Origin of the sequence: Serratia sp. B501 (assembly GCF_051172315.1) — a bacterium.
Taxonomy (GTDB): domain Bacteria; phylum Pseudomonadota; class Gammaproteobacteria; order Enterobacterales; family Enterobacteriaceae; genus Serratia; species Serratia ureilytica.
This window is the reverse complement of sequence record NZ_JBPIZB010000009.1, coordinates 150,573-176,526: the sequence shown is the minus strand read 5'-3', so window position 1 is coordinate 176,526 and position 25,954 is coordinate 150,573. Positions and strand designations below refer to the sequence as shown.

26 protein-coding genes are annotated in these 25,954 nt (G+C 60.2%); 12 read left to right on the top strand and 14 right to left on the bottom strand.

The genetic code is table 11. The features are described 5' to 3' along the window. Positions 1 to 37: 37 nt before the first annotated feature. The 9 genes from dam to pilM all read right to left on the bottom strand — a co-directional run bounded on the left by dam (position 38) and on the right by pilM (position 7,635). The gene (gene dam / locus ACSBQV_RS22130; protein WP_033651736.1) at positions 38 to 850 is read right to left on the bottom strand and encodes an adenine-specific DNA-methyltransferase; all 813 of its coding nucleotides are present in this window, start codon (positions 848 to 850) and stop codon (positions 38 to 40) included. Between the two features lie 84 nt (positions 851 to 934). Further along, positions 935 to 1,948 (bottom strand): SPOR domain-containing protein, encoded by a 1,014-nt coding sequence (locus ACSBQV_RS22125; protein WP_033645274.1) that lies wholly within the window; start codon positions 1,946 to 1,948, stop codon positions 935 to 937. Between the two features lie 156 nt (positions 1,949 to 2,104). Next, a complete protein-coding gene (gene aroB, locus ACSBQV_RS22120) occupies positions 2,105 to 3,205 on the bottom strand; it encodes a 3-dehydroquinate synthase (protein WP_046687922.1) in 1,101 nt (366 codons plus the stop codon). Between the two features lie 106 nt (positions 3,206 to 3,311). Further along, positions 3,312 to 3,833 carry a shikimate kinase AroK gene (gene aroK / locus ACSBQV_RS22115; protein ID WP_004391482.1) on the bottom strand — a complete coding sequence of 174 codons (522 nt, stop codon included), beginning with the start codon at positions 3,831 to 3,833 and terminating at the stop codon, positions 3,312 to 3,314. A gap of 349 nt (positions 3,834 to 4,182) precedes the next feature. After that, the gene (gene hofQ, locus ACSBQV_RS22110) at positions 4,183 to 5,427 is read right to left on the bottom strand and encodes a DNA uptake porin HofQ (RefSeq protein WP_099784981.1); all 1,245 of its coding nucleotides are present in this window, start codon (positions 5,425 to 5,427) and stop codon (positions 4,183 to 4,185) included. After that, on the bottom strand, positions 5,424 to 5,783 hold the full coding sequence (locus ACSBQV_RS22105; RefSeq protein ID WP_099784979.1) for a HofP DNA utilization family protein: 360 nt from the start codon (positions 5,781 to 5,783) through the stop codon (positions 5,424 to 5,426). Before ACSBQV_RS22105 ends, hofQ begins: the two co-directional genes overlap by 4 nt. Beyond that, positions 5,776 to 6,270 (bottom strand): hypothetical protein, encoded by a 495-nt coding sequence (locus ACSBQV_RS22100; RefSeq protein ID WP_099784977.1) that lies wholly within the window; start codon positions 6,268 to 6,270, stop codon positions 5,776 to 5,778. The genes ACSBQV_RS22105 and ACSBQV_RS22100 overlap by 8 nt, the downstream gene beginning before the upstream one ends. After that, positions 6,263 to 6,802, bottom strand: a complete 540-nt coding sequence (locus tag ACSBQV_RS22095) for a PilN domain-containing protein (protein WP_072626820.1) — start codon at positions 6,800 to 6,802, stop codon at positions 6,263 to 6,265. Before ACSBQV_RS22095 ends, ACSBQV_RS22100 begins: the two co-directional genes overlap by 8 nt. Continuing rightward, entirely contained in the window at positions 6,802 to 7,635 is an 834-nt protein-coding gene (gene pilM / locus ACSBQV_RS22090) for a type IV pilus biogenesis protein PilM (protein WP_033651740.1), read from the bottom strand. The genes ACSBQV_RS22095 and pilM overlap by 1 nt, the downstream gene beginning before the upstream one ends. Before the next feature lie 121 nt (positions 7,636 to 7,756). Here pilM and mrcA point away from each other — a divergent pair, with 121 nt between their 5' ends. Further along, the gene (mrcA, locus tag ACSBQV_RS22085; protein ID WP_033645280.1) at positions 7,757 to 10,315 is read left to right on the top strand and encodes a peptidoglycan glycosyltransferase/peptidoglycan DD-transpeptidase MrcA; all 2,559 of its coding nucleotides are present in this window, start codon (positions 7,757 to 7,759) and stop codon (positions 10,313 to 10,315) included. 51 nt (positions 10,316 to 10,366) lie between these two features. On the opposite strand, the gene nudE is transcribed toward mrcA, so the two are convergent. Further along, on the bottom strand, positions 10,367 to 10,921 hold the full coding sequence (gene nudE, locus ACSBQV_RS22080) for an ADP compounds hydrolase NudE (protein ID WP_033645281.1): 555 nt from the start codon (positions 10,919 to 10,921) through the stop codon (positions 10,367 to 10,369). A gap of 445 nt (positions 10,922 to 11,366) precedes the next feature. Here nudE and ACSBQV_RS22075 point away from each other — a divergent pair, with 445 nt between their 5' ends. The 7 genes from ACSBQV_RS22075 to ACSBQV_RS22045 all read left to right on the top strand — a co-directional run bounded on the left by ACSBQV_RS22075 (position 11,367) and on the right by ACSBQV_RS22045 (position 18,269). Further along, positions 11,367 to 13,502, top strand: a complete 2,136-nt coding sequence (locus ACSBQV_RS22075; protein ID WP_042785500.1) for an intracellular growth attenuator family protein — start codon at positions 11,367 to 11,369, stop codon at positions 13,500 to 13,502. Positions 13,503 to 13,600: 98 nt separating this feature from the next. After that, positions 13,601 to 14,281 carry a GMP/IMP nucleotidase gene (gene yrfG / locus ACSBQV_RS22070; RefSeq protein WP_025304546.1) on the top strand — a complete coding sequence of 227 codons (681 nt, stop codon included), beginning with the start codon at positions 13,601 to 13,603 and terminating at the stop codon, positions 14,279 to 14,281. Continuing rightward, positions 14,278 to 14,685 carry a ribosome-associated heat shock protein Hsp15 gene (hslR, locus tag ACSBQV_RS22065; protein WP_099784975.1) on the top strand — a complete coding sequence of 136 codons (408 nt, stop codon included), beginning with the start codon at positions 14,278 to 14,280 and terminating at the stop codon, positions 14,683 to 14,685. Before yrfG ends, hslR begins: the two co-directional genes overlap by 4 nt. 25 nt (positions 14,686 to 14,710) lie before the next feature. After that, positions 14,711 to 15,589, top strand: coding sequence for an Hsp33 family molecular chaperone HslO (hslO, locus tag ACSBQV_RS22060; RefSeq protein ID WP_099784973.1), 879 nt, complete (start codon positions 14,711 to 14,713; stop codon positions 15,587 to 15,589). Between the two features lie 194 nt (positions 15,590 to 15,783). After that, the gene (pckA, locus tag ACSBQV_RS22055; protein ID WP_099784971.1) at positions 15,784 to 17,403 is read left to right on the top strand and encodes a phosphoenolpyruvate carboxykinase (ATP); all 1,620 of its coding nucleotides are present in this window, start codon (positions 15,784 to 15,786) and stop codon (positions 17,401 to 17,403) included. A gap of 126 nt (positions 17,404 to 17,529) precedes the next feature. After that, the gene (locus ACSBQV_RS22050) at positions 17,530 to 17,793 is read left to right on the top strand and encodes a FitA-like ribbon-helix-helix domain-containing protein (RefSeq protein ID WP_004930730.1); all 264 of its coding nucleotides are present in this window, start codon (positions 17,530 to 17,532) and stop codon (positions 17,791 to 17,793) included. Continuing rightward, on the top strand, positions 17,790 to 18,269 hold the full coding sequence (locus ACSBQV_RS22045) for a type II toxin-antitoxin system VapC family toxin (RefSeq protein WP_016930378.1): 480 nt from the start codon (positions 17,790 to 17,792) through the stop codon (positions 18,267 to 18,269). Before ACSBQV_RS22050 ends, ACSBQV_RS22045 begins: the two co-directional genes overlap by 4 nt. 32 nt (positions 18,270 to 18,301) lie before the next feature. Here the strand turns inward: ACSBQV_RS22045 and envZ are convergent, their stop codons facing one another. The 4 genes from envZ to cbpA form a co-directional block, all read right to left on the bottom strand. Beyond that, complete coding sequence (gene envZ / locus ACSBQV_RS22040) at positions 18,302 to 19,672, bottom strand: two-component system sensor histidine kinase EnvZ (RefSeq protein WP_033645286.1); 1,371 nt, start codon at positions 19,670 to 19,672, stop codon at positions 18,302 to 18,304. Next, on the bottom strand, positions 19,669 to 20,388 hold the full coding sequence (gene ompR / locus ACSBQV_RS22035; protein ID WP_004709363.1) for an osmolarity response regulator transcription factor OmpR: 720 nt from the start codon (positions 20,386 to 20,388) through the stop codon (positions 19,669 to 19,671). Before ompR ends, envZ begins: the two co-directional genes overlap by 4 nt. Before the next feature lie 256 nt (positions 20,389 to 20,644). Next, positions 20,645 to 20,950: a chaperone modulator CbpM gene (locus ACSBQV_RS22030; RefSeq protein ID WP_004930739.1), complete on the bottom strand. Its 306-nt coding sequence runs from the start codon at positions 20,948 to 20,950 to the stop codon at positions 20,645 to 20,647. A 5-nt stretch (positions 20,951 to 20,955) separates the two neighbouring features. After that, the gene (cbpA, locus tag ACSBQV_RS22025; RefSeq protein WP_033645288.1) at positions 20,956 to 21,918 is read right to left on the bottom strand and encodes a curved DNA-binding protein; all 963 of its coding nucleotides are present in this window, start codon (positions 21,916 to 21,918) and stop codon (positions 20,956 to 20,958) included. A gap of 230 nt (positions 21,919 to 22,148) precedes the next feature. Between cbpA and greB the strand changes: the two genes are divergently transcribed. From greB to feoA, 4 genes are all read left to right on the top strand, one after another. Continuing rightward, positions 22,149 to 22,622 (top strand): transcription elongation factor GreB, encoded by a 474-nt coding sequence (greB, locus tag ACSBQV_RS22020; RefSeq protein WP_033645289.1) that lies wholly within the window; start codon positions 22,149 to 22,151, stop codon positions 22,620 to 22,622. A 157-nt stretch (positions 22,623 to 22,779) separates the two neighbouring features. Then, on the top strand, positions 22,780 to 25,110 hold the full coding sequence (locus ACSBQV_RS22015; protein WP_099784967.1) for a Tex family protein: 2,331 nt from the start codon (positions 22,780 to 22,782) through the stop codon (positions 25,108 to 25,110). A 297-nt stretch (positions 25,111 to 25,407) separates the two neighbouring features. Beyond that, a complete protein-coding gene (locus ACSBQV_RS22010) occupies positions 25,408 to 25,710 on the top strand; it encodes a hypothetical protein (RefSeq protein WP_143557061.1) in 303 nt (100 codons plus the stop codon). Positions 25,711 to 25,714: 4 nt separating this feature from the next. After that, positions 25,715 to 25,939, top strand: a complete 225-nt coding sequence (gene feoA / locus ACSBQV_RS22005; protein WP_033645291.1) for a ferrous iron transporter A — start codon at positions 25,715 to 25,717, stop codon at positions 25,937 to 25,939. Positions 25,940 to 25,954: the final 15 nt, after the last annotated feature.

Genomic DNA, 25,954 nt, shown 5'->3' with positions numbered 1-25,954 from the left:
GTAGGGTCGAGTTGTTATGCGCCGGGGTGCCCCCGGCTTAGCGATACAGCGCCAAAAGCTCGTTCACTTTGCTGCGGCCGAGAATATTGCGGCTGATCGTGCGACGCGCTTTCACCACATACAGCGCAGCATGCTGGTACCAGTCGCGCGTCAGCTCGGTATCGTGATTGGAAATCAATACCGGCACCCGGCTCTCTACCGAGAGCTGATGCGCCAGATGCGCCAGGCTCTGCTGATCGGCGATGCTGAAGCTGTTGGTGTGGTAAGCGGTGAAATTCGCCGTCGCCGACAGCGGCGCATAAGGCGGATCGCAATACACCACGGCGCCGGCTGCGGCCTTCGCCATGGTATCGCGGTAATGCTCACAGACAAAAGTGGCATTGCGCGATTTTTCAGCAAACCAGTAGAGCTCTTCTTCCGGGAAGTACGGTTTCTTGTACCGGCCAAACGGCACATTGAACTCGCCGCGCAGGTTATAGCGGCACAGGCCGTTATAGCAGTGACGGTTCAGGTACAGGAACAGCAGCGCCCGGCGGTAAGGCTCGGTGCTAGTATTGAACTCTTCTCGCAGCAGGTAAAACTGATCCGAGTTATTGAATTCATCGGCGAAAAGCGTGCGGGCATCGCGCACGAAGTCATCCGTGCGCAGCTTAACGATGTTATACAGGTTGATAAGATCGCTATTGATGTCGGCGAGAATGTAGGCGTCGTAATCCGTATTCAGAAAGACGGATCCCGCACCCACGAAGGGCTCGATTAAGCAGTCTCCCGCCGGCAGATGGCGACGAATCTCATCTACCAGCGGGTATTTTCCACCAGCCCATTTTAAAAAAGCGCGGTTTTTCTTCATGCCGTCAATTAGCTACTTATACAATTCAGAGCGGCGGATTGTACTCTGTTTCAGACAGCACATCAGCGCACAAATTTAAATGATTTATTTTTTAAGATCTTGCTGCACTTGGTGTACAGGTCGAACCCATGGTTTTTTCGCCTGCACATCGGCCGGCAACGAAGCAATGGCGCGCTTCGCTTCAGCAGAAGACGCATAGTTGCCGCTCACCAGCACGTACCACGGCTTGCCGTCACGCTTGGTGGCGTACACCAGGTAATTCTGCAGCTTCTGCTGTTTGGCGTAGGCGTTCAGCGTATCGGAACGCGAAGCGCTGCTCAGTTGCAAGGTATAGTGGCTGCCCGGCGCAGACTGCACAGAACTGCCGCTGCTGGCGACCGCTCCCGCTTTCGCGGTGGAAGACGGCTTGGCCGGCGGCGTATACACCGTAGTCGGTGATTTATGCTGCGTTGCGGTCGGTTTGGCGGCGGCGGTTTTCGCCGGCGTTTTATGCTGTTGCGGGGCAGTACCCTGCACAGGACGCGTCGCTTCGCGCGCTGCGGCGCCGCTCATCACCGTCGCCGGTGCGGTCGGCAACGTCGACGCTGCGCCGGTCATGCCCTGCGTAGCGGCGTCAACCTGCCCCTGCTGCTGCGACAGCGCATCCGCCATGTTGCCCGGCAAATCGACGCGCTGCTGCGCACCGCCTTGTTGAGGCTGCGTTTGCGCTTCGGTCGGCGTGCCGGAGATCGGCGGAACGCTGACGTTCTGCGGTTGCTGCGGCTGAGTCGCGCTCACGCCGTTATTATCGTGGGTATCCGTCGTGCCGCCCGGCACGCCGTTATTGGCGGTGGTCAGCGACGAAGAACCGGACAGGTTGATATCGCGGGCCGCGCCGTTTTGCGCGCCGCTCTCCTGCGCCGCTTCATGTTTGGTCGGCGCCTTCAGGGCTGAACCGATGCCGATAATCAGCAGCAGCAGCACTAAAATGCCGATGCCAATCATCAAATGCTGGCGCGAAACGGCGAAGCGCGGCGCGGCGGCCGGCTTGCGCGAACGCGTAGGACGACGATCGCTGCTATCAGGTCTGAGATCGTCTTCCGGTTTAAACTCGTCCATCTGAAACCCTCCAACTAGAGGCAAAAGCCCACCACCGTAGACCTACCGTGGCACGGGCGGATTAACCCGATGATGGCAAAGCGACACCCGTCGTGCTCTGCTCACTGTATTAATATAGATGCTAATGGCGGCTAAGCCACTGTTACTTAGTCCGATTTAATTACGCTTCCGCTCAGGCAAGCAGGCGGCGATCGACGCCAGCACCAGCTCATGCCCTACGCCGCCGCGCACTTCCGCCGCACCGATCGCGGTCGGCAACACCAAACGCAGTTCCCCCGCCAGCACTTTCTTGTCGCGCAACATGTGCGGCAAGTAGGATTCCGGCGTCATTTCCTGCGGCCCGCAGACCGGCAAGCCGGCGCGCAGCAGCAGCGCTTTGATGCGCTCGATGTCTTCAACGGAGAACTGGCCGAGACGGTGCGCGGTTTCCGCCGCCATCACCATGCCCGCAGCCACCGCCTCACCGTGCAGCCACACGCCGTAGCCCATCTCGGCTTCGATAGCATGGCCGTAAGTATGGCCCAGATTCAGCAGGGCGCGCAGACCGCTTTCGCGTTCGTCTGCGGCCACCACCTCGGCCTTCAGCTCGCAGCAGCGGCGAATACAGTAGGCCAACGCCTGCATATCCAACGCCATCAGCGCATCGATGTTATGTTCCAACCAGACGAAAAACTCGCGATCGAGAATGATCCCGTATTTGATGACTTCGGCCAGGCCGGAAGAGAGTTCACGCGTCGGCAGCGTTTTCAGGCAATCCAGATCAACCACCACCGAAGCGGGTTGATAGAAAGCGCCGATCATGTTTTTGCCGAGCGGGTGGTTGACGGCGGTCTTGCCGCCCACGGAGGAGTCCACCTGCGACAGCAGCGTGGTGGGAACCTGAATGAAGCGCACGCCGCGTTGGTAGCACGCGGCGGCGAAGCCGGTCAGATCGCCGACAACGCCGCCACCGAGCGCGATCAGCGTGGTATCGCGCCCGTGCGGTTTTTCGAGCAGCGCCGAAAACACCTGCTCCAACACCGCCAGAGATTTGTACTGCTCACCATCGGGAAGAATCACCTGATCCACCACGACGCCGCTCTGCTCCAGCACCTGCCGGACACGCTCCAGATAGAGCGGCGCCAGGGTCTGGTTGGTGACCAACATCGCTTGTTCACCCGCCTTTAACGGCATAAAAGAAGCCGGATCGTCAAACAATCCGGCGGCGATGGTAATCGGGTAGCTGCGCTCCCCAAGCGTTACAGTAATTCTCTCCATGTCGCGCTTAGTTCTCTGTATGGTACGGCGGTGGTTGATCCCCGCAACGGCGGGGAACACAAATCAGTTTTCCGCATTAGCCGACGGCGAACGCGAAAATCGGCAATCAGTTGCTTTCCAGCATGTTGATGATCTGGTTGGCAACCACTTTAGCGCTCTGATCGTCGGTGCGAATGGTGACATCGGCAATCTCTTCATACAACGGATTGCGCTCTTTCGCCAAAGCTTCCAGCACTTCACGCGGCGGAGAATCAACCTGCAGCAGCGGGCGTTTTTTATCACGCTGGGTACGAGCCAACTGCTTTTCGATCGTGGTTTCGAGATAAACCACCACGCCGCGCGCGGACAGACGGTTGCGCGTTTCGCGCGACTTCACCGAACCGCCGCCGGTCGCCAACACAATCCCTTGTTTTTCCGTCAGTTCATTAATGACTTTTTCTTCACGATCGCGGAAACCTTCTTCCCCTTCCACGTCGAATACCCAGCCCACGTCAGCTCCGGTACGTCGCTCAATTTCTTGATCGGAGTCGAAGAACTCCATATTGAGTTGCTGAGCTAACTGACGGCCAATAGTGCTTTTGCCGGCACCCATAGGCCCAACCAGAAAGATATTGCGTTTCTCTGCCATGTTTTTCGGTATTACTAAGACAATTCGTTAATGTTAACCCGCCCCGCCAATCAAATCAGCGGCGGGACCTAAACTGAAACCTCATGAGCGATAGTGCGAGATCAGACGAAAAATTATCTCAACACTCTTGGTAGTTTGGCAACCGAATAAATCGCAATCCACGCCGCGGGAGGGAAACCATATGTTTTTAACGGCGTCTTGGCGCTAACAAAAAACCTCGGTGCTCAATTCGGTAACCCTTGTAAGCTAAATCGGCCGCAGCGTCAAACGCAGATCCCCCCAAGGGGATAAAAAAGTGTATCTGCTCATCAACTTTAGGCGATTTGCCGCCCGGCCGACAGGCCGCCGCTTATCCCTTAATCAGGGTCGGCGTAATAAAGATCACCAGCTCGCGTTTTTTCTGTTGTGCGCCGCTCTGCCGGAACAAGCCCCCCAGCAGCGGCGCATCCCCCAGTCCCGGCACCTTGTCCGCCGTCTTGCCGCGATGCCGTTGAAAAATGCCGCCGAGCACCAGGGTTTCGCCGTTTTTCACCGTGATCTGCGTCTTAATCTCCTGTTTATCGATGGTCAACGCCTCTCCGGCCCCTCGGCTGATGGCGCGCCCCGGCATATTTTGGCTGATCTGCAGCGTCAGCGTGATGCGCCCGTCCGGCAACACCTTCGGCGTCACCTCCATGCCCAGCACCGCCTCTTTAAACTCGATGGCGGTCGCACCGCTGGCGCCGCTGGACACTTCATAAGGGATCTCCGTCCCTTGCTTGATGCTGGCGGTTTGCAGATGCGCCGTCAGGAGACGCGGGCTGGCGATGATCTCCACCTGATTTTCCTGCTCCAGCGCCGTGAGCTCCAGGCTCAGCAAACGCCCGCTGATGCGCGCCAGATGGAAACCGGCGTTCACCGCGCTGCGCTCCAACGGCAGGTTAACGCCGATATTGCCCGGCCGCAGCGGCCGCGCCGGCCTGTCGTCGGGCGCCAATCCCCAACGCACGCCGAGCTCACGCAGGCTTTCGCTGTTGATGGTCACGATATGCGCCGCCAGTTGCACCTGTGCCAGCGGCGCATCCATTTCCGTTATCCGCTTTTTCAACTGCGCCACAATCGGCGCGGTGTCGCGCAGCAGCAGCGTATTGGTCCGTTTATCCGCCAACACGCTGCCACGCTCGCTCAGCAACGCGCCACGTTGGGCGTTGAGGCTTTCGGCAATTTCCGCCGCATCGCCGTTTTGCACGGTCATCGTCAGGCTGTGCAAGGGTTGCCGCTGCGCTAGCGCCTCTTGCTGCTGTCTTTTTTCCCGCGCATCCGGCTCCGGGGAGATCAGCATCACGTTACCCTCCCGCGTCATCGTCAGTTTGCCCATACGCAGGGTCAGCGCCAGCGCCTGGGGCCAGGGCACATCCTCCAGCCGCAGCGTCAGGCTGCCGCTCACGCCCGGCGCGGCGATCAGGTTCATCTGCCGATAATCCGCCAAGGCCTGCAGGATGACCGTGATCGGCGCATCCTGAAACTCCAATGAGATTATCTGTTTATCCTGAGCCTGCGCGGCGCCGAGCGCCAAACACCCTAGCGCCAAGCCCAGTCCAGCGCGTCCTTTCATGATTTGTCATCCTTGTCGTCGATCATTAGCGATATGTCGTCGCGGCTCGCCGGGCACTCCGGTTCGGCCGTCAGCGCCTTCAACGTCAGGCTGCGCGCCTGCACCTGCGTCACCTGCCAGCGCTCGGCAAGCACCCGTTGTTGCGGCCGCAGGCGCAACCATTGCCCCGCCGGCGTCACCACCCAGCCATAGCGCTGCGTCGGTTGCCCGATGACGCCTTTCAGTCGCCAGTCCGCCGGGGATGTCTCTGTCTGGGCGCAAGCAGGCATCGGAGGCGGCGCAAACGGGTCGCGCGGTTCGGCGCATAAGGCCCACGGCCATAGCAGCCACCACCAACGGCCGGATCTTCTACTCATCGGCCAGCTCCTCGGCGGCATCCTGTAAAACCAACCGCGCCGTCATGCCCTGCGGCGGCGTCTCCACGCTCAATTGTTCGAGACGCAAATCGGCGGGCAGCGCCTCCAGCAGCGCCAACAAACCGGGGTAGTCAATGCGCAAGCTCAGCGTCTGCCGAGGTGGTTTTTCCTGCCGCTGCCAGCGCAACAAGGCGCCCCCCGCCCGTTGCAGCCCGTTCGTCAGATCGCCGGTGGCGGCCGGAGCGAGCGACGTCGGCGGCATCAGGGCGACCGGCGCCTCGTCCAGTTGGCGCTGCGCCACGGCGATCTGTTGCAGCAGGCGCTGTTGCCGCTCTGTCGCACTTTCCCGCTGACGCCATTCGTCTTGCAGCATCCAGCCCCCACCCAACAACGCCAACGTGCCGATGCCCAGCCATTGCGCGGCCAGCAATCGCCGGCCCGACAGGCCCAGCAAGAAGCGCAGACCAGATGGCAAACGGTTATCCATCACGCCCCCATTGCGCTACCAGATGAAAGGCGTACAGGCCGTCGTCGCGTTGCGCCACCTCCGCCAAACGCAGCCGCGGTAACGCGGGCATCCCCGCCAGCCGCCGTTCGAACTGCGAAATGGCGGCAGGAGAACGGCTCAATCCACGCAGCCGCAGGCCGTTCGCCGCATCGCTGTCCAACGCCGTGAGCCACAGCGGTGGGGGGAGGCAGGAGGAGAGTTGCTGTAGCAGTTGCAAATAACGCCGGTTATGTTGGGCATTGCGCGCCTGCCGTTCAGCGAGGGCGCTGTATCGCGCCCGTTGCGCCCGCTCTTGCTGCTGCTGACGGACGAGCAGCGTCACTGCCGCCAGCTCTTCTTCCAACAGCGCCAGCCGCTCCTGACGCTGCGCCTGTTGATGACGCAGTTGGCCGGCGACGAGGAACAGCGCCAGCAACAGCACCGTTATCTGCAACAGCAACACGCCCAGCCAGAAGCAGCCGCGCCGCCGGTCGCGACGTTGCCGCCAGGGCAAAAAGTTGACCTGGTACATCAGCGGTCCTCCTCGCGCAGCGCCAGACCGCCGGCCAACGCGAACGCTGAGGGATGCACGGGCAACGGCGGACGCAGCTGCGTGAAGGCGCTGAGCGGCGACCAGGAAAGGCAACCGACGGGCAAGGCTCCTGCCAGCACGCTGCCGGCATAGACCGGTCGATCATCGTCCGCCGGCATCTGGGCTTGCAGCGCCCGCAGCGCCTGCGCGTCATCGTCGCCCGGCGTCAGCCCGAACGCGAACGCGCCGTCGGCCGGCGCCACCCACAGCCATTCTCGCTCGAGACGATGCATCAGCCCCGCGGTGTGCGGCACGCCCGCCGCCGTCGCCATCATCCGCAGCGCGCAGGGCGTAATATCGACCGCTTGCGGATGCAGGCCCGCCTGGCGCAGACAGTGCAGCCACTGCTGTAGCTCCTGCCGCCGCGCGGCGGTCAACAGCAGCGCCGCCCCCTCCGCCGGCGCAGCGCGATAGTCGAGCGCCAGCGTCTGGCCGTCGAGTGGGAACTGCTTTACGCCGTGACCAACGATATAGTCGCTGCGTTCCGGCTCGCGCAGCCGCGCGTCCGGCTGCGCCATGCACTGTTGCAACACCCGCTGCGCCGGCAGGGCAATGCGTAAGGAAATATGTCGCGGCAGTTGGACACGCCATTGCCGCAGCGCCCGGATCAGGGCTTCGGAAGGTGCCAGGCAGCCGTCGCGTAAAACCGCCTGCGGCAGCGTCTGTTGCCACCAGTGACGCAGTTGCCAGCCGTTGCGGCGGCGTTGGACCGCCAGCGCCCGCACGCAGTCGATTTGTATATCCAGCCCCACCTGCCATGCTTGAGGGAACATGTTTCACAAGCCTCCATAACATCCGATGATAAAAGAACATATCCATGTCGCAGGCTTGCCTTTATACTACCGCGCGGTTGTTTATAAACTGCCCAAATGACTTAGAAATGGGAAATCTCAGGTGAAGTTCGTAAAGTATTTACTAATCCTTGCAGTATGTTGCATCGTGCTGGGAGCAGCCTCGATTTTCGGCTTGTACAAATATGTCGAGCCGCAGCTGCCCGACGTCGCAACGCTGAAAGACGTGCGGCTGCAGATACCGATGCAGGTTTACAGCGCCGATGGCGAACTGATCGCCCAGTACGGCGAGAAGCGCCGCATTCCGCTGAAGTTGGATCAAATTCCGCCGGTGATGGTGCACGCATTTATCGCCACCGAAGACAGCCGCTTCTATGATCACCACGGTGTCGATCCGGTCGGCATCTTCCGCGCGGCCTCCATCGCGTTGGTCTCCGGCCACGCTTCCCAGGGGGCCAGCACCATTACCCAACAGCTGGCGCGTAACTTCTTCTTAAGCCCGGAACGCACCCTGATGCGTAAAATCAAGGAAGCCTTCCTGGCGGTACGCATCGAGCAGATGCTGACCAAAGATGAAATCCTTGAGCTGTATCTGAACAAGATCTACCTGGGTTACCGCGCTTACGGCGTGGGCGCCGCCGCGCAGGTCTATTTCGGCAAGGATGTCAGCCAGCTCACCCTGAGCGAGATGGCGACCATCGCCGGCCTGCCGAAAGCGCCGTCCACCTTCAACCCGCTCTATTCGCACGATCGCGCCGTTGCCCGTCGCAACGTAGTGCTGTCGCGCATGCTGGACGAACACTACATCACGCAGGCGCAGTACGATCAGGCGCGTTCTGAAGATTTGGTCGCCAACTACCATGCGCCGGAAATCAGCTTCTCCGCCCCGTATCTCTCCGAGATGGTGCGTCAGGAGATGATCAAGCGCTACGGTGAAAACGCCTATACCGACGGTTATAAGGTTTACACCACCGTGACCAAACGGCTGCAGCTGGCGGCGCAGGAATCGGTGCGCAATAACGTGTTGGCCTATGACATGCGCCACGGCTATCGCGGCCCGTCAAACGTGCTGTGGAAAGTCGGCGAAGCGGCCTGGGATCGCAAACAGATTGTCGACTCGCTGAAAAACCTGCCGAACTACGGCCCGCTGGCGCCGGCGGTCATCACCGCCGCCAACCCGCAGGAAGCGACGGCGATGCTGGCCGACGGCAGCAGCATTGCCCTGCCGATGGCCACCATGCGCTGGGCGCGGCCATACCGTTCAGACACTCAGCAAGGCCCAACGCCGAAACGCGTCACCGACGTGGTGCAGCCAGGCCAGCAGGTCTGGGTGCGTAAAGTGAACGAGGCCTGGTGGCTGTCGCAGGTGCCGGACGTCAACTCGGCGCTGGTTTCCATCAACCCGAATGACGGCGCGGTGAAAGCGCTGGTCGGCGGCTTCGATTTCAACCAGAGCAAGTTCAACCGCGTCACGCAGGCCCTGCGTCAGGTGGGCTCGAACATCAAACCGTTCCTGTATACCGCCGCGATGGATAAAGGCCTGACGCTGGCCACCATCCTGAACGACTTGCCGATCACCCGTTGGGATGCCGGCGCCGGCACCGACTGGCGGCCGAAGAACTCGCCGCCGACCTACGATGGCCCGATTCGTCTGCGTCAAGGGCTGGGGCAGTCGAAGAACGTGGTGATGGTGCGCGCGATGCGTGCGATGGGCGTCGACTACGCGGCGGAATATCTGCAGCGCTTCGGCTTCCCGGCACAGAACATCGTGCATACCGAATCGCTGGCGCTGGGCTCCGCTTCCTTCACCCCGATGCAACTGGTGCGCGGTTACGCGGTGCTGGCGAACGGCGGTTATCTGGTCGATCCGTACTTCATCACCAAAATTGAAGACGACAACGGCAATACGGTGTTCGAAGCCAAACCTAAAGTGGTTTGCAGCAGTTGCAACCTGCCGGTGATCTACGGTGATACTCACCGTTCGGCCGTGCTGTCCGATGACAACATCGAAAACGTCGCCACCTCGCAGGAAGGCAGCAACAGCACGGTGCCGATGCCGCAGCTGGAGCAGGTAACCCCGGCTCAGGTGCAGCAGGACGGCGACCAACAGTATGCGCCGCACGTGATCAGCACGCCGCTGGCCTTCCTGATCCACGACGCGCTGAACAGCAACATCTTCGGTGAACCGGGTTGGATGGGCACCGCCTGGCGCGCCGGGCGCGATCTGAAACGTCATGATATCGGCGGCAAAACCGGTACCACCAACAGTTCCAAAGACGCCTGGTTCTCCGGCTATGGCCCGGATACCGTGACGTCGGTGTGGATCGGCTTCGACGATCACCGCCGCGATCTGGGCCGTTCGACGGTGTCCGGCGCCATCCCGGATCAGATTTCCGGCGGCGAAGGCGGTGCCAAGAGCGCCCAGCCGGCGTGGGACGACTTCATGAAGATCGCGCTGGAAGGCATTCCGGAGCAGAAAGTCACGCCGCCGCCGGGCATCATCAGCGTCACCATCGACAAGAGCAGCGGCAAGCTCTCTGGCGGCGGCGGCGGCAGCCGTTCCGAGTACTTTATCGAAGGAACGCAGCCGACGGACTACCCATCGCGCGATACCGGCACCACGCTGACCGATCCGGGCGGCGAAAGCCACGAGCTGTTCTGATCGAAAAGGGCCAGAGAAATCTGGCCCTTTTTTTATGCGGCGCGAAGCGTCTCAGCGCGAAGCGCGCAGAAACGCCTCGGAGAGGAACAGCGCGCTGACGTTGCGCGCCTCACGGAAATCCGGTTCCGCCAGCAGCGCCATCATGTTGGCGATCGGCCAGCGCACCTGCGGCAGGGGTTCCGGTTCGTCCCCCTCCAGGCTCTGCGGATAGAGATCGTGTGCCAGCACGATATTCATTTTGCTGGAAAAGTAGGATGGCGCCATCGTCAGCTTGCTGAGGAAATCAAAGCGTCTGGCGCCGAATCCCACCTCCTCCATCAGCTCGCGGTTGGCCGCCTCCAGCACCCCCTCGCCGGGATCGATCAACCCTTTCGGGAAGCCGAGCTCATAGGATTCAGTGCCCACCGCATATTCGCGGATCAGCAGCAGGTCATCGCCAATCACCGGCACAATCATCACCGCTTCGCGATCCGAAGGCCGCATGCGCTCATACACCCGCCGCACACCGTTGCTGAATTCCAAATCGACCGACTCGACGTTGAACAAACGCGAACGCGCGACCGTTTCCACTTTCAGAATTTTAGGTTTTTGCAGGTGTTTATCCATGATTGCCTCAAAGAGGTTGCCCAGGCGCGGACAGGGCAACCGAAAAAATGATTGGCGTAACGCACGGCTCGTTGGCGCTCAAACGCTGACCAAATTCGATCTTGATCACATTGTGCGTTAAGGGCAAGCTCGGCCGCAACGCGCATGAACAGTAATTTACTTTCTTTTAACAAGCGTCGCCAGCCGCGGGCGATTTTCTGCACTGATTCAGCAAACAGCGCGCATGAAAATAGGATAATGCCGATATCGACGGCAGGGGCCGGTTGCTAGTATCACGCAGGCAAGAATCAGTGATAAAATGACCTTGCTTCATGAAGGAATGAGATCCAAAGCGAAAATCTGTTTGTTCCCTCATTAGTTCTGGGTGCCTCCTGGCGGTTTACTCCGTATAATATTCAGCTTTTCATCAGGTTGGCGAAATTCACGGGTGTGAGATGGGGATTGCATGAGCACAATAGTGTTGATATTGGCCTTAGTGCTTGTCTGCCTGATTGCCGCCGGCCTGTACCTGTGGTTCAAGGCCCGCCACCCGACGGCGCTGGCGCGCACGCTGCCGTTTATCAAACCCGCCCACCGCAAGCTGACCGACGAAGAACGCGCGGCGGTCGAGTTCTACCTTAATCAACAAAACAAGCTGAGCAACAAACTGTTGCCCGGCGGCGGCGCTACGCTGCCCGCAGCCAAACTGGCGCTCACCCCGCAAAGCGATAACGTTTATCCCGTGACGCACGCCATCACCCGTTACGGGCTGGCCAGCGACGATCCCAATAAATGGCGCTATTACCTCGATGCCGAAGAGGTACATCTGCCGCCATTTTGGGAACCCTACATCACCGCCGATAACCATGTGGAAGTGATCCGAACCCAGACGCTGCCTCTGGTGATTTCGCTCAATGGGCACTCGCTGAAAGATCATATCCACGACCGGCCGCAGCCGCCGGTCGTGACCGCCGCGCCGACCAAAAACGCCTCCATCCGCAAGGAAGAGAGCGAGCATGTCGAGCTGGTGAACATTCGCAAGGAAACGCCGGAAGAGCATGCGCTGAACCGGCCGAACGGCATCCGTGAAGCCGTCATCATCTCCGCCGCGCTGCTGCTGCTGTTCTTCAGCCTGATCAGCCCGGTGTTGGTGATCCCCTGGATGATTTTCGTGGCGGTGCTGATGATCGCCTGGGGAGGGTGGAACCTGTTCCGCCGCCCGGCGTCGCGCGAGTTGAAAGAGATCCACTGCCTGCGCGGCACGCCAAAGCGCTGGGGCCTGTTCGGCGAATCCGGCCAGGGGCAGATCAGCAATATTTCGCTCGGCATTATCGATCTGATCTATCCGCCGCACTGGCAACCGTACCTGACGCAGGATCTGGGCAAAACCACCGATGTGGACGTCTATCTCAACCGTCAGGTGGTGCGGCAGGGGCGCTTCCTGTCGCTGCATGACGAAGTGAAGAATTTCCCGTTGCAGCAGTGGGGCCGCAATGCGGTGCTGGTCGCCAGCTCGGCGCTGGTTCTGCTGCTGCTGCTGATCTATATCCCGCTCAACCTGCCGTTGACCCTCAGCATGGCCTGGCTGCAAGGCGCGCAAAAAGTGGAAGTGACCAGCGTACAGGCGCTGGAGGCCACGCCGCTGCGCATCGGCGACACGCTGAAAGTGCGCGGCAGCGGCATGTGCTATGTCCCGCCGCCGGCCAACGGCGGCGGCGCCGTCAATTTTGCGCCGTTCGACTGCTCCGGCATCTATTGGAACACCGCCGCCCCGCTGCCGCAGCCGGAATCGGAAGTCATAGACAAAGCGACAGCCCTGCTGGCGACGGTCAGCGGTCAGCTGCATCCGAGCGGCGCCGATCAGAAGGTCAACCCGCAGCTGGCCAGCGCCATCGAGAAATCCGGCATGATCCTGCTGGACGATTTCTCCGATATCGTGCTGAAAACGCAGGATCTGTGCCAGACGGAAAACGACTGTGTACGGCTGAAAAACGCGCTGGTTAACCTGGGCAACGCGAAAAACTGGAGCAGCCTGGTGAAACGCGCCAAATCCGGCGCGCTGCAAGGCGTCAACGTCCTGCTTCGTCCGGTCAGCGCCGAATCGCTGGAAAGCCTGACCAAAGTGGCCACCTCGTCGTTCATCTTCAATGAGACGCGACTGGCCGCCGCTGCGCTCAACAGCCCGCCGCCAGGCGGTTTCCTGATCCGCAGCGACGAAGGCCGCCAGTGGGTCAGTCACCCCCAGCCGCAGACGCCGCAAAGCGAATACAACGCGCTCGACCAGTGGAATGAGCTGCAGCGCCAGTCCAACCTGCTGCTGCATACCCCATTCCAGGCGCAGGGCGTGATCACCAGCCTCAGCGTTGACGCCAACGGCACTCGCCACGTAGCGTTGCACAGCGAACCGGACATGATCACCCTGTGGCGCTATCTCGGCACCAGCCTGTTGTTGCTGGCCGTAGTGGTCAGCCTGGGTTATAACGCCTGGCGGCTGGTGCAGCGTCGGCGCATCAATCAGCACCGCGTCGCCGATATCCAGCGTTACTACGACAGCTGCTTCAACCCGCAGCTCAATCCGATGTCGATGCGGCCGATGGCCTGAACCTGACGCCGGGGCTTCGGCCCTGTCATCCGCTTATGCTACGCTAACGCTATTATTCTCATCTGCGGACTGCCCGTCGGTCCGCCCGTGGAGTTTTTATGGTTCCCGAGTTTGATTGGCCGCAGATCGATACCGTGCTGCTGGACATGGACGGCACATTGCTGGATCTGGAGTTCGACAGCCACTTTTGGCTCAGCCTGGTGCCGCAGGCGCTGAGCGAAAGGCGCGCCATTCCGTTCGACGAAGCCCGCCACATCATCGAGCGGGAATACCAGGCGGTGCAGCACACCATGAACTGGTATTGCTTCGATTACTGGAGCGAGCGGCTGGATCTGGACATTTACCGCATGACCAGCGAAGTGGGCAGCCGCGCCCGGCTGCGCGAAGACACCGAGCCTTTTTTACGGGCGCTGCGCGACGCCGGCCTGCAAACCATTTTGCTGACCAACGCCCATCCGCACAGCCTGGCGGTGAAAATCGAGCATACCGGCCTCGATCGGCACCTTGATTTATTGTTTTCCACCCACACATTTGGTTATCCGAAAGAAGATCAGCGTCTGTGGCAGGCAGTGCAACAGCACACCGGATTCAACCCGCAGCGCACGCTGTTTGTCGACGACGGCGAGCCGATCCTCGACGCGGCGCGCACTTTCGGCATTCGTTACTGCCTGGGCGTGCAAAACCCGGACTCCAGCACGGCGGAGAAAAGCTTCCAGCGCCATCCGTCGATGCGCGACTACCGCCTGCTGATACCGGCGCTGGCCAAGGGGGAAGCATGAAGGAAAAAGCGACGCGCGACGACGCGGTCCGACTGGATAAGTGGCTGTGGGCCGCACGCTTCTACAAGACCCGCGCGCTGGCGCGCGAAATGATCGACGGCGGCAAGGTGCATTACAACGGCCAGCGCGGCAAGCCGAGCAAGATTGTCGAGCTCAACGCCGAGCTCAAACTGCGGCAGGGCAACGAAGAACGTACGGTGATCGTGCTGGCGCTGACCGGCCAACGCCGCGGCGCCAACGAGGCGCAGCAAATGTATCAGGAAACCGAAGCCAGCATCGCCAACCGCGAAAAAATGGCGCTGGCGCGCAAGATGAACGCGTTGACCATGCCGCATCCGGACCGACGTCCGGACAAAAAGGAGCGGCGCGACCTGATGAAATTTAAATTTGGTGAGCAGGAATAACCCCTCACCGCAATGAGAGAAGATTATGTCCAACCATGACCAATTGCACCGTTACCTGTTTGAAAACTACGCGGTGCGCGGCGAGCTGGTTACCGTCAGCGAAACCTATCAGCAGATCCTGAACAACCACGACTACCCGGCGCCGGTGCAAAAACTGCTGGGCGAGCTGCTGGTCGCCACCAGTCTGCTGACCGCAACCCTGAAGTTCGACGGCGACATCACCGTTCAGCTGCAAGGCGACGGCCCGCTGAAACTGGCGGTGATCAACGGCAACAACCGCCAGGAGATGCGCGGCGTTGCGCGCACCCAGGCGCCTATCGCCGACGACAGCACCCTGCATCAGATGATCGGCAACGGCGTCATGGTCATCACCATTTCCCCAACGGAAGGCGAACGCTATCAGGGCGTGGTCGGTCTGGAAGGGGAAACGCTGGCCGAATGCCTGGAAGCTTACTTCCGCCAGTCTGAACAGTTGCCGACCCGCCTGTTCATCCGCACCGGCGAAGCGGAAAGCAATGCCGCGGCGGCCGGCATGCTGCTGCAGGTGCTGCCGGCGCAAGACGGCAACCTCGATGATTTCGATCACCTGGTGCAACTGACCAACACGGTCAAAAGCGAAGAGCTGTTCGGCCTGCCGGCCAACGAGGTGCTGTACCGTCTGTATCATCAGGAAGAAGTCACCCTGTATGAACCGCAGGACGTGCAATTCCGTTGTACCTGTTCACGCCAGCGTTGCGCCGACGCGCTGCTGACGCTGCCGACCGACGAAGTGGCGGACATGCTGGAGCAGGACGGCAATATCGACATGCACTGCGACTACTGCGGCAGCCACTATGTCTTTGACCCGGTTGATGTTGCCGCGTTGTATGCGGGCAACGCCGGCGAAAGCGACCGGTTGCACTAAGTCACACCCTCTCGGCGGGCGCGCCCGGCGCCCGCCAAGCCCCGCCGTTTGCACGTTTGCTTTTTTCCGTGTGCTATCTCTCAGATCGTAACGAAATACCGCCTAAAACGTTAAATATTTGATACCCATCGCGGTTACGCACCGCTAGATCCCTACAATTGCCGCCAGAAATTCTGTGACCAAGGAGTAGTAACATGCGCGTTAAAGGTATAACCCCTCAGGATCTGGCCGCTTACGGCATTCACGACGTCAGCGAAATCGTTCACAACCCGAGCTATGAACTGCTGTTTAAGGAAGAAACAGACCCATCTCTGGAAGGTTTTGAGCGTGGGGTAGTCACCAAGCTGGGTGCCGTCTCCGTCGATACCGGCATCTTCACCGGCCGTTCGCCGAAAGACAAATACATCGTCCGCGACGACATCACCCGCGATACCGTGTGGTGGGCCGATCAGGGCAAAGGCAAAAACGACAACAAACCTCTCAGCCCGGAAGTCTGGGCCGATCTGAAACACCTGGTCACCGAGCAACTGTCCGGCAAGCGCCTGTTCGTGGTGGATACCTTCTGCGGCGCCAACGCCGACTCGCGCCTGAAAGTGCGTTTCATCACCGAGGTGGCCTGGCAGGCGCACTTCGTGAAAAACATGTTCATCCGCCCGAGCGACGAAGAGCTGGCTCACTTCGAGCCGGACTTCGTGGTGATGAACGGCGCCAAATGCACCAACCCGAACTGGCAGCAGCAAGGCCTGAACTCGGAGAACTTCGTCGCCTTCAACCTGACCGAGCGCATGCAGCTGATCGGCGGCACCTGGTACGGCGGCGAAATGAAGAAAGGCATGTTCTCGATGATGAACTACCTGCTGCCGCTGAAAGGCATCGCCTCGATGCACTGCTCGGCCAACGTGGGCGAGAAAGGCGACGTGGCGGTGTTCTTCGGCCTGTCCGGCACCGGCAAGACCACCCTCTCCACCGATCCGAAGCGTCAGCTGATCGGCGATGACGAGCACGGCTGGGACGACGACGGCGTGTTCAACTTCGAAGGCGGTTGCTACGCCAAGACCATCAAGCTGTCTGAAGAAGCCGAGCCGGACATCTACCACGCCATCAAACGCGATGCGCTGCTGGAAAACGTCACCGTGTTGGCCGACGGCAGCATCGACTTCAACGACGGTTCGAAAACCGAGAATACCCGCGTTTCTTACCCAATCTACCATATCCAGAACATCGTCAAGCCGGTGTCCAAGGCGGGTCACGCCACCAAGGTGATCTTCCTGACCGCCGACGCCTTCGGCGTGCTGCCGCCGGTATCGCGCCTGACCGCCAACCAGACTCAGTACCACTTCCTGTCCGGCTTCACCGCCAAGCTGGCAGGCACCGAGCGCGGCGTGACCGAGCCGACGCCAACCTTCTCCGCCTGCTTCGGTGCCGCATTCCTGTCGCTGCACCCGACGCAGTACGCCGAAGTGCTGGTGAAACGCATGCAGGCCGCCGGCGCCCAGGCTTACCTGGTCAACACCGGCTGGAACGGCACCGGCAAACGCATCTCGATCAAAGATACGCGCGGCATCATCGACGCCATCCTGAGCGGTGAAATCGACAAGGCGGAAACCGTTACCCTGCCTATCTTCGATCTGGCGATGCCGACCGCGCTGCCTGGCGTGAACCCGGAGATCCTCGATCCACGCAACACCTACGCCAGCCTCGAGCAGTGGCAGGAAAAAGCGCAGGATCTGGCCGAGCGCTTCATCACCAACTTCGACAAATACACCGACACGCCTGCGGGCGCCGCGCTGGTCAGCGCCGGCCCGAAGCTGTAATTCGGTAGCGTTACCTCTTCAGCTAAGGCGCGGATCCCGCGCCTTTTTTTATTTCAATTGATTGCTTTTTAATCGGCAAGACGAGAAAATAAGTCAATGCAATCATTGATAGCAAAGGAGGTTTCAATGGCTACTATCACCGTCAGAAATCTGGACGACGAAATCAAAGAGCTGCTGCGTATCTCAGCGGCGAAAAACGGCCATTCCATGGAAGAGGAAGCGCGCATGATCCTGAAACAGGCGCTGGTGAAAAAGCCGCCGCGCTATGGATTGGGTACCTGGATGCATCAGCACTTCGCCGAATTCGGCGGCGTTGAGCTGGAGATCCCACCGCGTGACGCCGTGCCGCCACGCATCGTCACCTTTGATGATGAAGATGACAACGCATGATCATTATCGACACCAACGTCATTTCAGAAACGCTGCGTCCCAGCCCGTACTACAACGTCATTAACTGGTTAAATGAAAAGGACAATGACGAGCTCTATCTCAGCGCCATTGTCCTCGCCGAACTGTTCAGCGGCGTGGCCTGCATGCCTGACGGCAAACGCCAGCGGGATCTCAAGCTGAAATTGGCGGACGCCATTGAATTGAAGTTCGAGGGGCAGATATTGCCGTTTGATGGGCTGTGCGCGATGCAATACGCGGAATTGACGGCAAGGAATCGGCTGTTGGGTAAAGCGATGAGCGTGCCCGATACCCAAATCGCCGCCACCTGCCTGCATTACGGCGCCGCCCTGGCCACCCGCAATACCAAAGACTTCCTCCACTGCGGCATCGAATTAATCGATCCGTGGCAGGCGCCGACCGGCCGCCGGTTGCATGAGGATGCGGCGGAATACTACGTGATGAGCAGAAAGTCCTGACGGGGCCGCAGCGGCGCGGCCCACATCAGAGGTCAGGCGGTTTCCCTGGCCGTTTGATGGCCGTTGGTCGACTCTTTTTTCTCCATCGGCAACGGAATATAAGCGCGGATCAATAGCCCGCCGCGCTCGCTGGTGCCGATATCCAGTTCGCCGTCATGCGCGTCGATAATACGCTGCACGATCGCCAGCCCCAGGCCAGTGCCGCTGGTGCTGCGCGCGCTGTCACCGCGTACGAACGGCTGCAGCAGGTGCTTCAACTCGTCCGGCTTGATGCCCGGGCCGTCATCTTCCACCTGGAACCAGCCGCGCTGCAGCTCACGGCCGCTGCTGACCTTGATCCAGCCGTTGCCGTAACGCGCCGCGTTCACCACCATATTCACCGCCGCCCGTTTAATCGACAGCGGATGCACGTTCATCATCAGCTCGCCCGGCGACAGCGCGGTTTCAATCACCCGCTCATAGCCGCTCTCGGCCGCGACCACTTCGCCTAAAATGGCGTTCAGATCGCTGCTTTCGGTCGGCATTTCCTGCCCGGTGCGCAGATAATCGATGAACTGCTCGATGATGGCGTTGCACTCTTCGATGTCTTTATTGATCGACTCGGCCAGATAGCCGTCTTCGGCGCTCATCATCTCCGTCGCCAGGCGGATGCGCGTCAACGGCGTGCGCAGGTCGTGGCTGACTCCGGCCATCAGCAAAGTGCGGTCATCCGCCAGCTGTTTGACGCCCGACGCCATCTGATTGAATGCGCGAGTCACCGACCGCACTTCGGAAGCGCCATACTCGCGCAGCGGCGGCGGAATAATGCCCTTGCCCACCTGCAGCGCCGCATGTTCCAGCTCCACCAGCGGGCGGTTTTGAATACGAATAAACAGCCAGGCGCCGCCGATCGCGAGCAGCATAATCGCCAGCGTATAGCGGAACAGCGGCGAGAAATCGCCCTGGTGGATTTCCGTCAGCGGCACGCGCACCCAGATATCGGGCTGCAGCCAGGTTTTCAGCCACACCACCGGGGAGTTCTTGTTCACCTCCACCCGCACATCGGTCGGCCCGCCGAGCTGCTGCGCCATCTGCTGGCTGAGGAACTGGTAGTGTTGCGCCCAGCGCAGGCCGCTCTCCTCCGCCGCCGAGTTGGTGTAGAGAGAGATGCCCAGTTCGCGGTAGATCTCACGGCGGAACGCCGGCGGCACCTCCAGCAGCGTGCCGTCCTCCAGCTGCAGCCGATCGGTCATCAGCATACGCACTTCGTAGGCCAATACCTTGTTGAACTGCTGCAGGCTGGGCAGGATGGCGAAGTTCAGCACCACCAGATAGGTCGTCACCAGGCTGACGAACAGCAAGGTGACGATCAACAACAGGGTTCGGGCAAACGAGCTACGCGGTGAAAAGCGCAATCGCCTCATGCCTTACTGCCGTCCGGGACGAAGACGTAGCCGAGACCCCACACGGTCTGGATATAACGCGGATGCGCCGGATCTTCTTCAACCATACGGCGCAGACGAGAGATCTGCACGTCGATGGAGCGTTCCATGGCGCTGTATTCGCGGCCACGCGCCAGGTTCATCAGCTTATCGCGCGACAGCGGTTCACGCGGGTGGCTGACCAGCGCCTTCAGTACCGCGAACTCGCCGCTGGTCAACGGCATCGGCTCGTCTTCGCGGAACATCTCACGGGTGCCGAGGTTCAGTTTGAATTTGCCGAAAGCGATCACCGCTTCTTCCTGCGAAGGCGCGCCCGGCAGTTCGTTCGCCTGACGGCGCAGCACCGCGCGGATACGAGCCAACAGCTCACGCGGGTTGAACGGTTTAGGAATGTAGTCGTCGGCGCCGATTTCCAGGCCCACGATGCGATCGACCTCTTCGCCTTTCGCGGTGACCATAATGATCGGCATCGGGTTGCTCTGGCTGCGCAGGCGGCGGCAGATGGACAGGCCGTCTTCGCCCGGCAACATCAGATCGAGCACCATCAAATGGAAGGATTCACGAGTCAGCAAGCGATCCATTTGCTCAGCGTTGGCAACGCTGCGAACCTGGAAGCCCTGCTCGGTTAAATAACGTTCTAAAAGCGCGCGCAGGCGCATGTCATCATCGACAACCAGGATCTTATGATTCTCTTGCATGGTATTACTCCCAAAGGCTTTATTGCCTGACTCGAATATTGTTAGAAAACCTTGCCATTTGAGACAGCGTTTAATGGTATGTATTCTAGACGAAATTGTTACAAAGCTTATTCTTTTCCCCATTTATCAACAATTTTCAGTGAATGTCGACGGGGGTTCGTCAAAATTTCGCCCTTTATCGGCGCAATGTGGGGCGACGGCCCAATTTTGTGCAATTTCGCCACCGGGAAGCGCCCGGTGGCGTTCAGCTGTCGGGTCAGGAAGTTTGCAGGAAACGCGCCAGCTGCCTGCGCAGCTGCCGGTTCTCTTGCTGTAGCGCATCAACCCGGTCGAGCAGCGTCAGCGCCATGGCGATCCCCGGCCAGTCCAGATCCAGCTCCGCCCGCAGCCTGCGTGCGCGCTGCAGATGGCTCAGCGCCGGATAATCAAACTCCCAGCGTGGCTGCGCCGGCTCCAGCGGCACGATAACGCCCAGGCCGACGATCTCGACCAGCTCGTCCTCTGAAATCTCCACCCTCTGACACAATTCCACCACGGTGAAAGTGATCTCTTTTTTCATCATCTGCTTTACTCCCATTCCGCGCGCGGGTTGAACGCCGCCTGTTCAGCCAGTTCCCGCCACAGGGCGCTGGCCTTCTCGTTCGGCTTCGGCGGCATCACCACCTTGAGAATAACGTACAGGTCACCGGGCTCTTTCTTGCCCGCCAGCCCTTTGCCTTTGACCCGCAGCCGTTTGCCGCTCTGGCTGCCGGCCGGCACGGTCAGCGCGATTTTGCCGGTCAGCGTCGGCACCTCAATGCTGGCGCCGAGCGCCGCTTCCCACGGAGCGAGCGGCGCCACGATGCTCAGGTTGTGGCCGTCTATCTCAAACAGCGGGTGCGGCGCGAGGCGGATAACCAGATACAGGTCGCCGTTCTGGCCGCCGCCCACGCCGGCAACGCCCTGCCCCTTGAGGCGAATGCGCTCGCCGTCGCCCACGCCGGCCGGAATTTTCACGTTCAGCGTCTTGCTGGCTTCGCTTACCTGCCGCCCCAGTTCGTCATACACCGGCAGCTTGTAGGAAATCTCGCGGCTTTGACCATGCAGCGTTTCCTCGAGGAACAGCGGCACCTCCATCTCCAGATCCTGGCCGCGGAAGCCATGCCCGCCATGCGAGTGCGAAGCGGAACGGTGCCCGCCCGCCGCCCGCCCGCCGAACATGCTCTCGAAGAAGTCGGAGAAGTCTTGCGCGTCGGCGCCGCCACCGTGCCATGAGGCGCTCTGCTGATAGCCGCCGTGATCGCCGCGCGCCTGGCGGCCAAAGTTGGGATCGTTGCGATGCAGCCGGATCTGATCGTACTCGGCGCGGCGCTCGTCGTCCTTCAGTACCTCATAGGCTTCGGCCAGTTCCTTGAACTTGCTCTCAGCGTCGTCTTCGGTGCTCACGTCAGGGTGATATTTACGCGCCAGCCGGCGGTAGGCCGTTTTGATGGTTTTCAGATCGGCGTTGGGCTCAACGCCCATCGTGGCGTAGTAATCTTTAAATTCCATGCGGTAATACCTTCAATGTGTTGGGTTGTGCGCCAAAATTCCTTGTCTCTCTCGCCAGATATCCTCCTTTCGTCACATTCTTTTTCCGCTATCGCTAAGCATACTCCCGATTGTTAAAAGCTGCGCAAACTGAATAAAAACCGTGCGACAAGGCGCAGGCCCGCGCGCCATTTTTAAAGCCCTCCGCATTCACGTACACTGTGGCGGTGGCCCCATAAAGATAAATCACGATGAGAACTCAACTGATAACCCGTGAAGGGTATGACAAGCTCAAACAAGAGCTGGATTACCTCTGGCGCGAAGAACGCCCCGAGGTGACCAAGAAAGTGACCTGGGCCGCCAGCCTGGGCGACAGAAGCGAAAACGCCGATTACCAATACAACAAGAAGCGGCTGCGCGAGATCGATCGCCGCGTCCGCTATCTGACCAAATGCCTGGAGCAGTTGAAGATCGTCGATTACTCCCCGCAGCAGGAAGGCAAAGTGTTCTTCGGGGCCTGGGTGGAGGTGGAGAATGACGACGGCGAGATCAAACGTTTTCGCATCGTCGGCTACGACGAGATTTTCGGCCGCAAGGATTACATCTCCATCGATGCGCCGATGGCGCGCGCCCTGCTGAAAAAAGAGGTCGGGGACGTCGCCACCGTCAATACCCCGCTGGGCGAGGCGCAGTGGTACGTTAACGAGATAAACTACCCGAAGTAAGCTTTCAGCTTTTTCCGAACCGCCGCCAACGCCGCCGCCTGAGCTGTTCTCCACGCCGCGGCCGCGCGGCGGCGGCCCGCTCCGCTGGCATTTTCCGCGATCAATCCGTATAACTGTCCCCTGTTTATTCACCGTTCTCAATACAGATACCAGACCTATGAATGACCCACTGAGCCGCATTATTGCAACAGAACTGCAGGCCCGGCCGGAGCAAGTCGACTCCGCCATCCGTCTGCTGGATGAAGGTAATACCGTGCCCTTTATTGCACGCTATCGTAAGGAAGTCACCGGGGGCCTGGACGACACCCAACTGCGCCAGCTGGAAACCCGCCTGGGTTATCTGCGTGAACTGGAAGATCGTCGTCAGACCATCCTGAAGTCGATCGATGAACAGGGCAAACTGACCGAACAACTGGCGGGGGCGATCAACGCCACGCTGAGCAAGACCGAACTCGAAGACCTCTACCTGCCGTACAAACCCAAGCGCCGCACCCGTGGCCAGATCGCCATCGAAGCCGGTCTGGAACCGCTGGCGGACACGCTGTGGCAGGATCCGCAACAGCAGCCGGAACAGCTGGCTGAACGCTACGTCGACGCCGAGAAGGGCGTGGCGGACGTGAAAGCCGCCCTCGACGGCGCGCGCTATATCCTGATGGAGCGCTTCGCCGAAGACGCCGCGCTGCTGGCCAAGGTGCGCGACTACCTGTGGAAAAACGCCCATCTGGTCTCCAAAGTGGTCGAGGGCAAGGAAGACGAAGGCGCCAAGTTCCGCGACTATTTCGATCACCACGAACCGATTTCCCAGGTGCCTTCGCACCGCGCGCTGGCGATGTTCCGCGGCCGCAACGAAGGCGTGCTGCAGCTGGCGCTGAACGCCGATCCGCAGTTTGAGGAAGCGCCGCGCGAAAGCCAGGCGGAGCTGATCATCATCAATCACCTCAATCTGCGCCTGAACAACGCTCCGGCCGACGCCTGGCGCAAGGCGGTGGTCAACTGGACCTGGCGCATCAAGGTGTTGCTGCACCTGGAAACCGAACTGATGGGCACGGTGCGCGAACGCGCGGAGGATGAAGCGATCAACGTCTTCGCCCGCAACATGCATGATCTGTTGATGGCCGCGCCGGCCGGCATGCGTGCCACCATGGGCCTCGATCCGGGCCTGCGCACCGGGGTGAAAGTCGCCGTGGTCGACGCGACCGGCAAACTGGTGGCCACCGACACCGTCTATCCGCACACCGGGCAAGCGGCCAAAGCCGCCGCCATCGTCGCGGCGCTGTGCATCAAACACAACGTGGAGCTGGTGGCGATCGGCAACGGCACCGCTTCGCGTGAAACCGAGCGTTTCTATCTCGACCTGCAAAAGCAGTTCAGCGACGTCCGGGCGCAAAAAGTGATCGTCAGCGAAGCGGGCGCGTCGGTGTACTCCGCGTCCGAACTGGCGGCGCAGGAGTTCCCGGATCTCGACGTGTCGCTGCGCGGCGCGGTGTCCATCGCCCGTCGTCTGCAGGATCCGCTGGCGGAGCTGGTGAAGATCGACCCGAAATCCATCGGCGTCGGCCAGTATCAGCACGACGTCAGCCAGAGCCAGCTGGCGAAAAAGCTGGACTCGGTGGTGGAAGACTGCGTGAACGCCGTCGGCGTCGATCTGAACACCGCTTCGGTGCCGTTGCTGACCCGCGTGGCCGGCCTGACGTGCATGATGGCGCAGAATATCGTCAACTGGCGCGACGAGAACGGCCGCTTCAGCAACCGTGAACAGTTGCTGAAAGTCAGCCGTCTGGGGCCGAAAGCGTTCGAACAGTGCGCCGGCTTCCTGCGCATCAACCACGGCGACAACCCGCTGGATGCCTCTACCGTCCACCCGGAAGCCTACCCGGTGGTGCAGCGCATTCTGGCCGCCACCGAGCAGGCGCTGCAGGATCTGATGGGCAACGCCTCGGCGGTACGCAGCCTGAAAGCGGTCGATTTCACCGACGACAAGTTCGGCGTGCCGACGGTCACCGACATCCTGAAAGAGCTGGAGAAGCCGGGCCGCGACCCGCGTCCTGAGTTCAAAACCGCCACCTTTGCCGAAGGCGTAGAAACCCTCAACGATCTGCAGCCGGGCATGATCCTGGAAGGGTCGGTGACCAACGTCACCAACTTCGGCGCCTTCGTGGATATCGGCGTGCATCAGGATGGCCTGGTGCACATCTCCTCGCTGGCGGACAAGTTCGTCGAAGATCCGCACACCGTGGTGAAGGCCGGCGACATCGTCAAAGTGAAGGTGATGGAAGTCGATCTGCAACGCAAACGCATCGCGCTGAGCATGCGTCTGGATGAGCAACCGGGCGAAGGCTCGCCGCGCCGCGGCGGCAACGCGCCGGCACAGCGCGACAACGCCAACCGTTCGGCGCCCGCCAACAAGGCTAAACCGCGCAATGCGGCGCCGGCCGGCAACAGCGCCATGGGCGACGCGCTGGCGGCGGCTTTCGGCAAGAAACGCTAAGTCAGACCAACAGGGCGGAGCCTGCTCCGCCCTTTCCAATGAAGAAAACTTGCGGCATTTTTGACCCGCCTCAATAAACCATCATCTTTTTATTTCCCGTTCTTGTGTGACCGTCCTCCCATTATTCAGCCAGCAAAAATCCCTTCTGCAGCCGTTTATTAACAACTCCGTTAACACGTATTTTTCATTTTGCGAATTGTGAGCGAAACACAAATGGTTACCGCTCGCATTACGGCGGAATAATGTTATTGAATTGCCTTTCACCAGAAATAAAAAAGGAAAAAACGCCATCGCCATTTGCAAACGAGAAACCCTGGCTACAAATACGTAACTGATTTAACTCGCCATTCTCATTTGCCGCTGCGTAAAAGCGGTGGTAAAACGGGGATTATCAAGGGGGCCAGCCAAAAAGCGGCCGCCGCCAAAATAATTGGTTACAATACCCTTACTTTTTGTATTGAACGCGATAATGATAATTACTATTATTTTCGCTCACTTTATTGCATGACCTTATGGATGAATACCGCCGACGGCGTGGCATTTTCGCCGGCAACGTCCAATTATCATCAGCCCGATGCTCATCGGCACCCGGAAGGTTAATGACATGCAGCTTCAACCTAAACGCACATATAAGATTGTCGGCTTTTCCAGCGAGATTGCGCCGGCCTACCGCCAAAAATTGTTATCGCTCGGCATGCTGCCCGGCTCTTCGTTCGACGTGGTGCGCGTCGCGCCGCTGGGCGATCCGATAGAAATTAAAACCCGCCGCGTCAGCCTGGTGCTGCGCAGGAAGGATTTGGCGCTGCTGCAGCTCGACGGCCAGCCCTGAGCCGGCGCGTCCTCC

What these genes read in the sequence shown, in the direction of transcription:
- ACSBQV_RS22095 (WP_072626820.1), bottom strand. Translation starts at nt 6,802, where the DNA reads ATGTACCAGGTCAACTTTTTGCCCTGGCGGCAACGTCGCGACCGGCGG.
- ompR (WP_004709363.1), bottom strand. Translation starts at nt 20,388, where the DNA reads ATGCAAGAGAATCATAAGATCCTGGTTGTCGATGATGACATGCGCCTG.
- envZ (WP_033645286.1), bottom strand. Translation starts at nt 19,672, where the DNA reads ATGAGGCGATTGCGCTTTTCACCGCGTAGCTCGTTTGCCCGAACCCTG.
- ACSBQV_RS22100 (WP_099784977.1), bottom strand. Translation starts at nt 6,270, where the DNA reads ATGGATAACCGTTTGCCATCTGGTCTGCGCTTCTTGCTGGGCCTGTCG.
- dam (WP_033651736.1), bottom strand. Translation starts at nt 850, where the DNA reads ATGAAGAAAAACCGCGCTTTTTTAAAATGGGCTGGTGGAAAATACCCG.
- ACSBQV_RS22125 (WP_033645274.1), bottom strand. Translation starts at nt 1,948, where the DNA reads ATGGACGAGTTTAAACCGGAAGACGATCTCAGACCTGATAGCAGCGAT.
- hslR (WP_099784975.1), top strand. Translation starts at nt 14,278, where the DNA reads ATGAAGGAAAAAGCGACGCGCGACGACGCGGTCCGACTGGATAAGTGG.
- ACSBQV_RS22075 (WP_042785500.1), top strand. Translation starts at nt 11,367, where the DNA reads ATGAGCACAATAGTGTTGATATTGGCCTTAGTGCTTGTCTGCCTGATT.
- yrfG (WP_025304546.1), top strand. Translation starts at nt 13,601, where the DNA reads ATGGTTCCCGAGTTTGATTGGCCGCAGATCGATACCGTGCTGCTGGAC.
- ACSBQV_RS22030 (WP_004930739.1), bottom strand. Translation starts at nt 20,950, where the DNA reads ATGATGAAAAAAGAGATCACTTTCACCGTGGTGGAATTGTGTCAGAGG.
- nudE (WP_033645281.1), bottom strand. Translation starts at nt 10,921, where the DNA reads ATGGATAAACACCTGCAAAAACCTAAAATTCTGAAAGTGGAAACGGTC.
- pckA (WP_099784971.1), top strand. Translation starts at nt 15,784, where the DNA reads ATGCGCGTTAAAGGTATAACCCCTCAGGATCTGGCCGCTTACGGCATT.
- hslO (WP_099784973.1), top strand. Translation starts at nt 14,711, where the DNA reads ATGTCCAACCATGACCAATTGCACCGTTACCTGTTTGAAAACTACGCG.
- hofQ (WP_099784981.1), bottom strand. Translation starts at nt 5,427, where the DNA reads ATGAAAGGACGCGCTGGACTGGGCTTGGCGCTAGGGTGTTTGGCGCTC.
- cbpA (WP_033645288.1), bottom strand. Translation starts at nt 21,918, where the DNA reads ATGGAATTTAAAGATTACTACGCCACGATGGGCGTTGAGCCCAACGCC.
- aroK (WP_004391482.1), bottom strand. Translation starts at nt 3,833, where the DNA reads ATGGCAGAGAAACGCAATATCTTTCTGGTTGGGCCTATGGGTGCCGGC.
- greB (WP_033645289.1), top strand. Translation starts at nt 22,149, where the DNA reads ATGAGAACTCAACTGATAACCCGTGAAGGGTATGACAAGCTCAAACAA.
- ACSBQV_RS22045 (WP_016930378.1), top strand. Translation starts at nt 17,790, where the DNA reads ATGATCATTATCGACACCAACGTCATTTCAGAAACGCTGCGTCCCAGC.
- ACSBQV_RS22050 (WP_004930730.1), top strand. Translation starts at nt 17,530, where the DNA reads ATGGCTACTATCACCGTCAGAAATCTGGACGACGAAATCAAAGAGCTG.
- ACSBQV_RS22105 (WP_099784979.1), bottom strand. Translation starts at nt 5,783, where the DNA reads ATGAGTAGAAGATCCGGCCGTTGGTGGTGGCTGCTATGGCCGTGGGCC.
- aroB (WP_046687922.1), bottom strand. Translation starts at nt 3,205, where the DNA reads ATGGAGAGAATTACTGTAACGCTTGGGGAGCGCAGCTACCCGATTACC.
- ACSBQV_RS22015 (WP_099784967.1), top strand. Translation starts at nt 22,780, where the DNA reads ATGAATGACCCACTGAGCCGCATTATTGCAACAGAACTGCAGGCCCGG.
- feoA (WP_033645291.1), top strand. Translation starts at nt 25,715, where the DNA reads ATGCAGCTTCAACCTAAACGCACATATAAGATTGTCGGCTTTTCCAGC.
- pilM (WP_033651740.1), bottom strand. Translation starts at nt 7,635, where the DNA reads ATGTTCCCTCAAGCATGGCAGGTGGGGCTGGATATACAAATCGACTGC.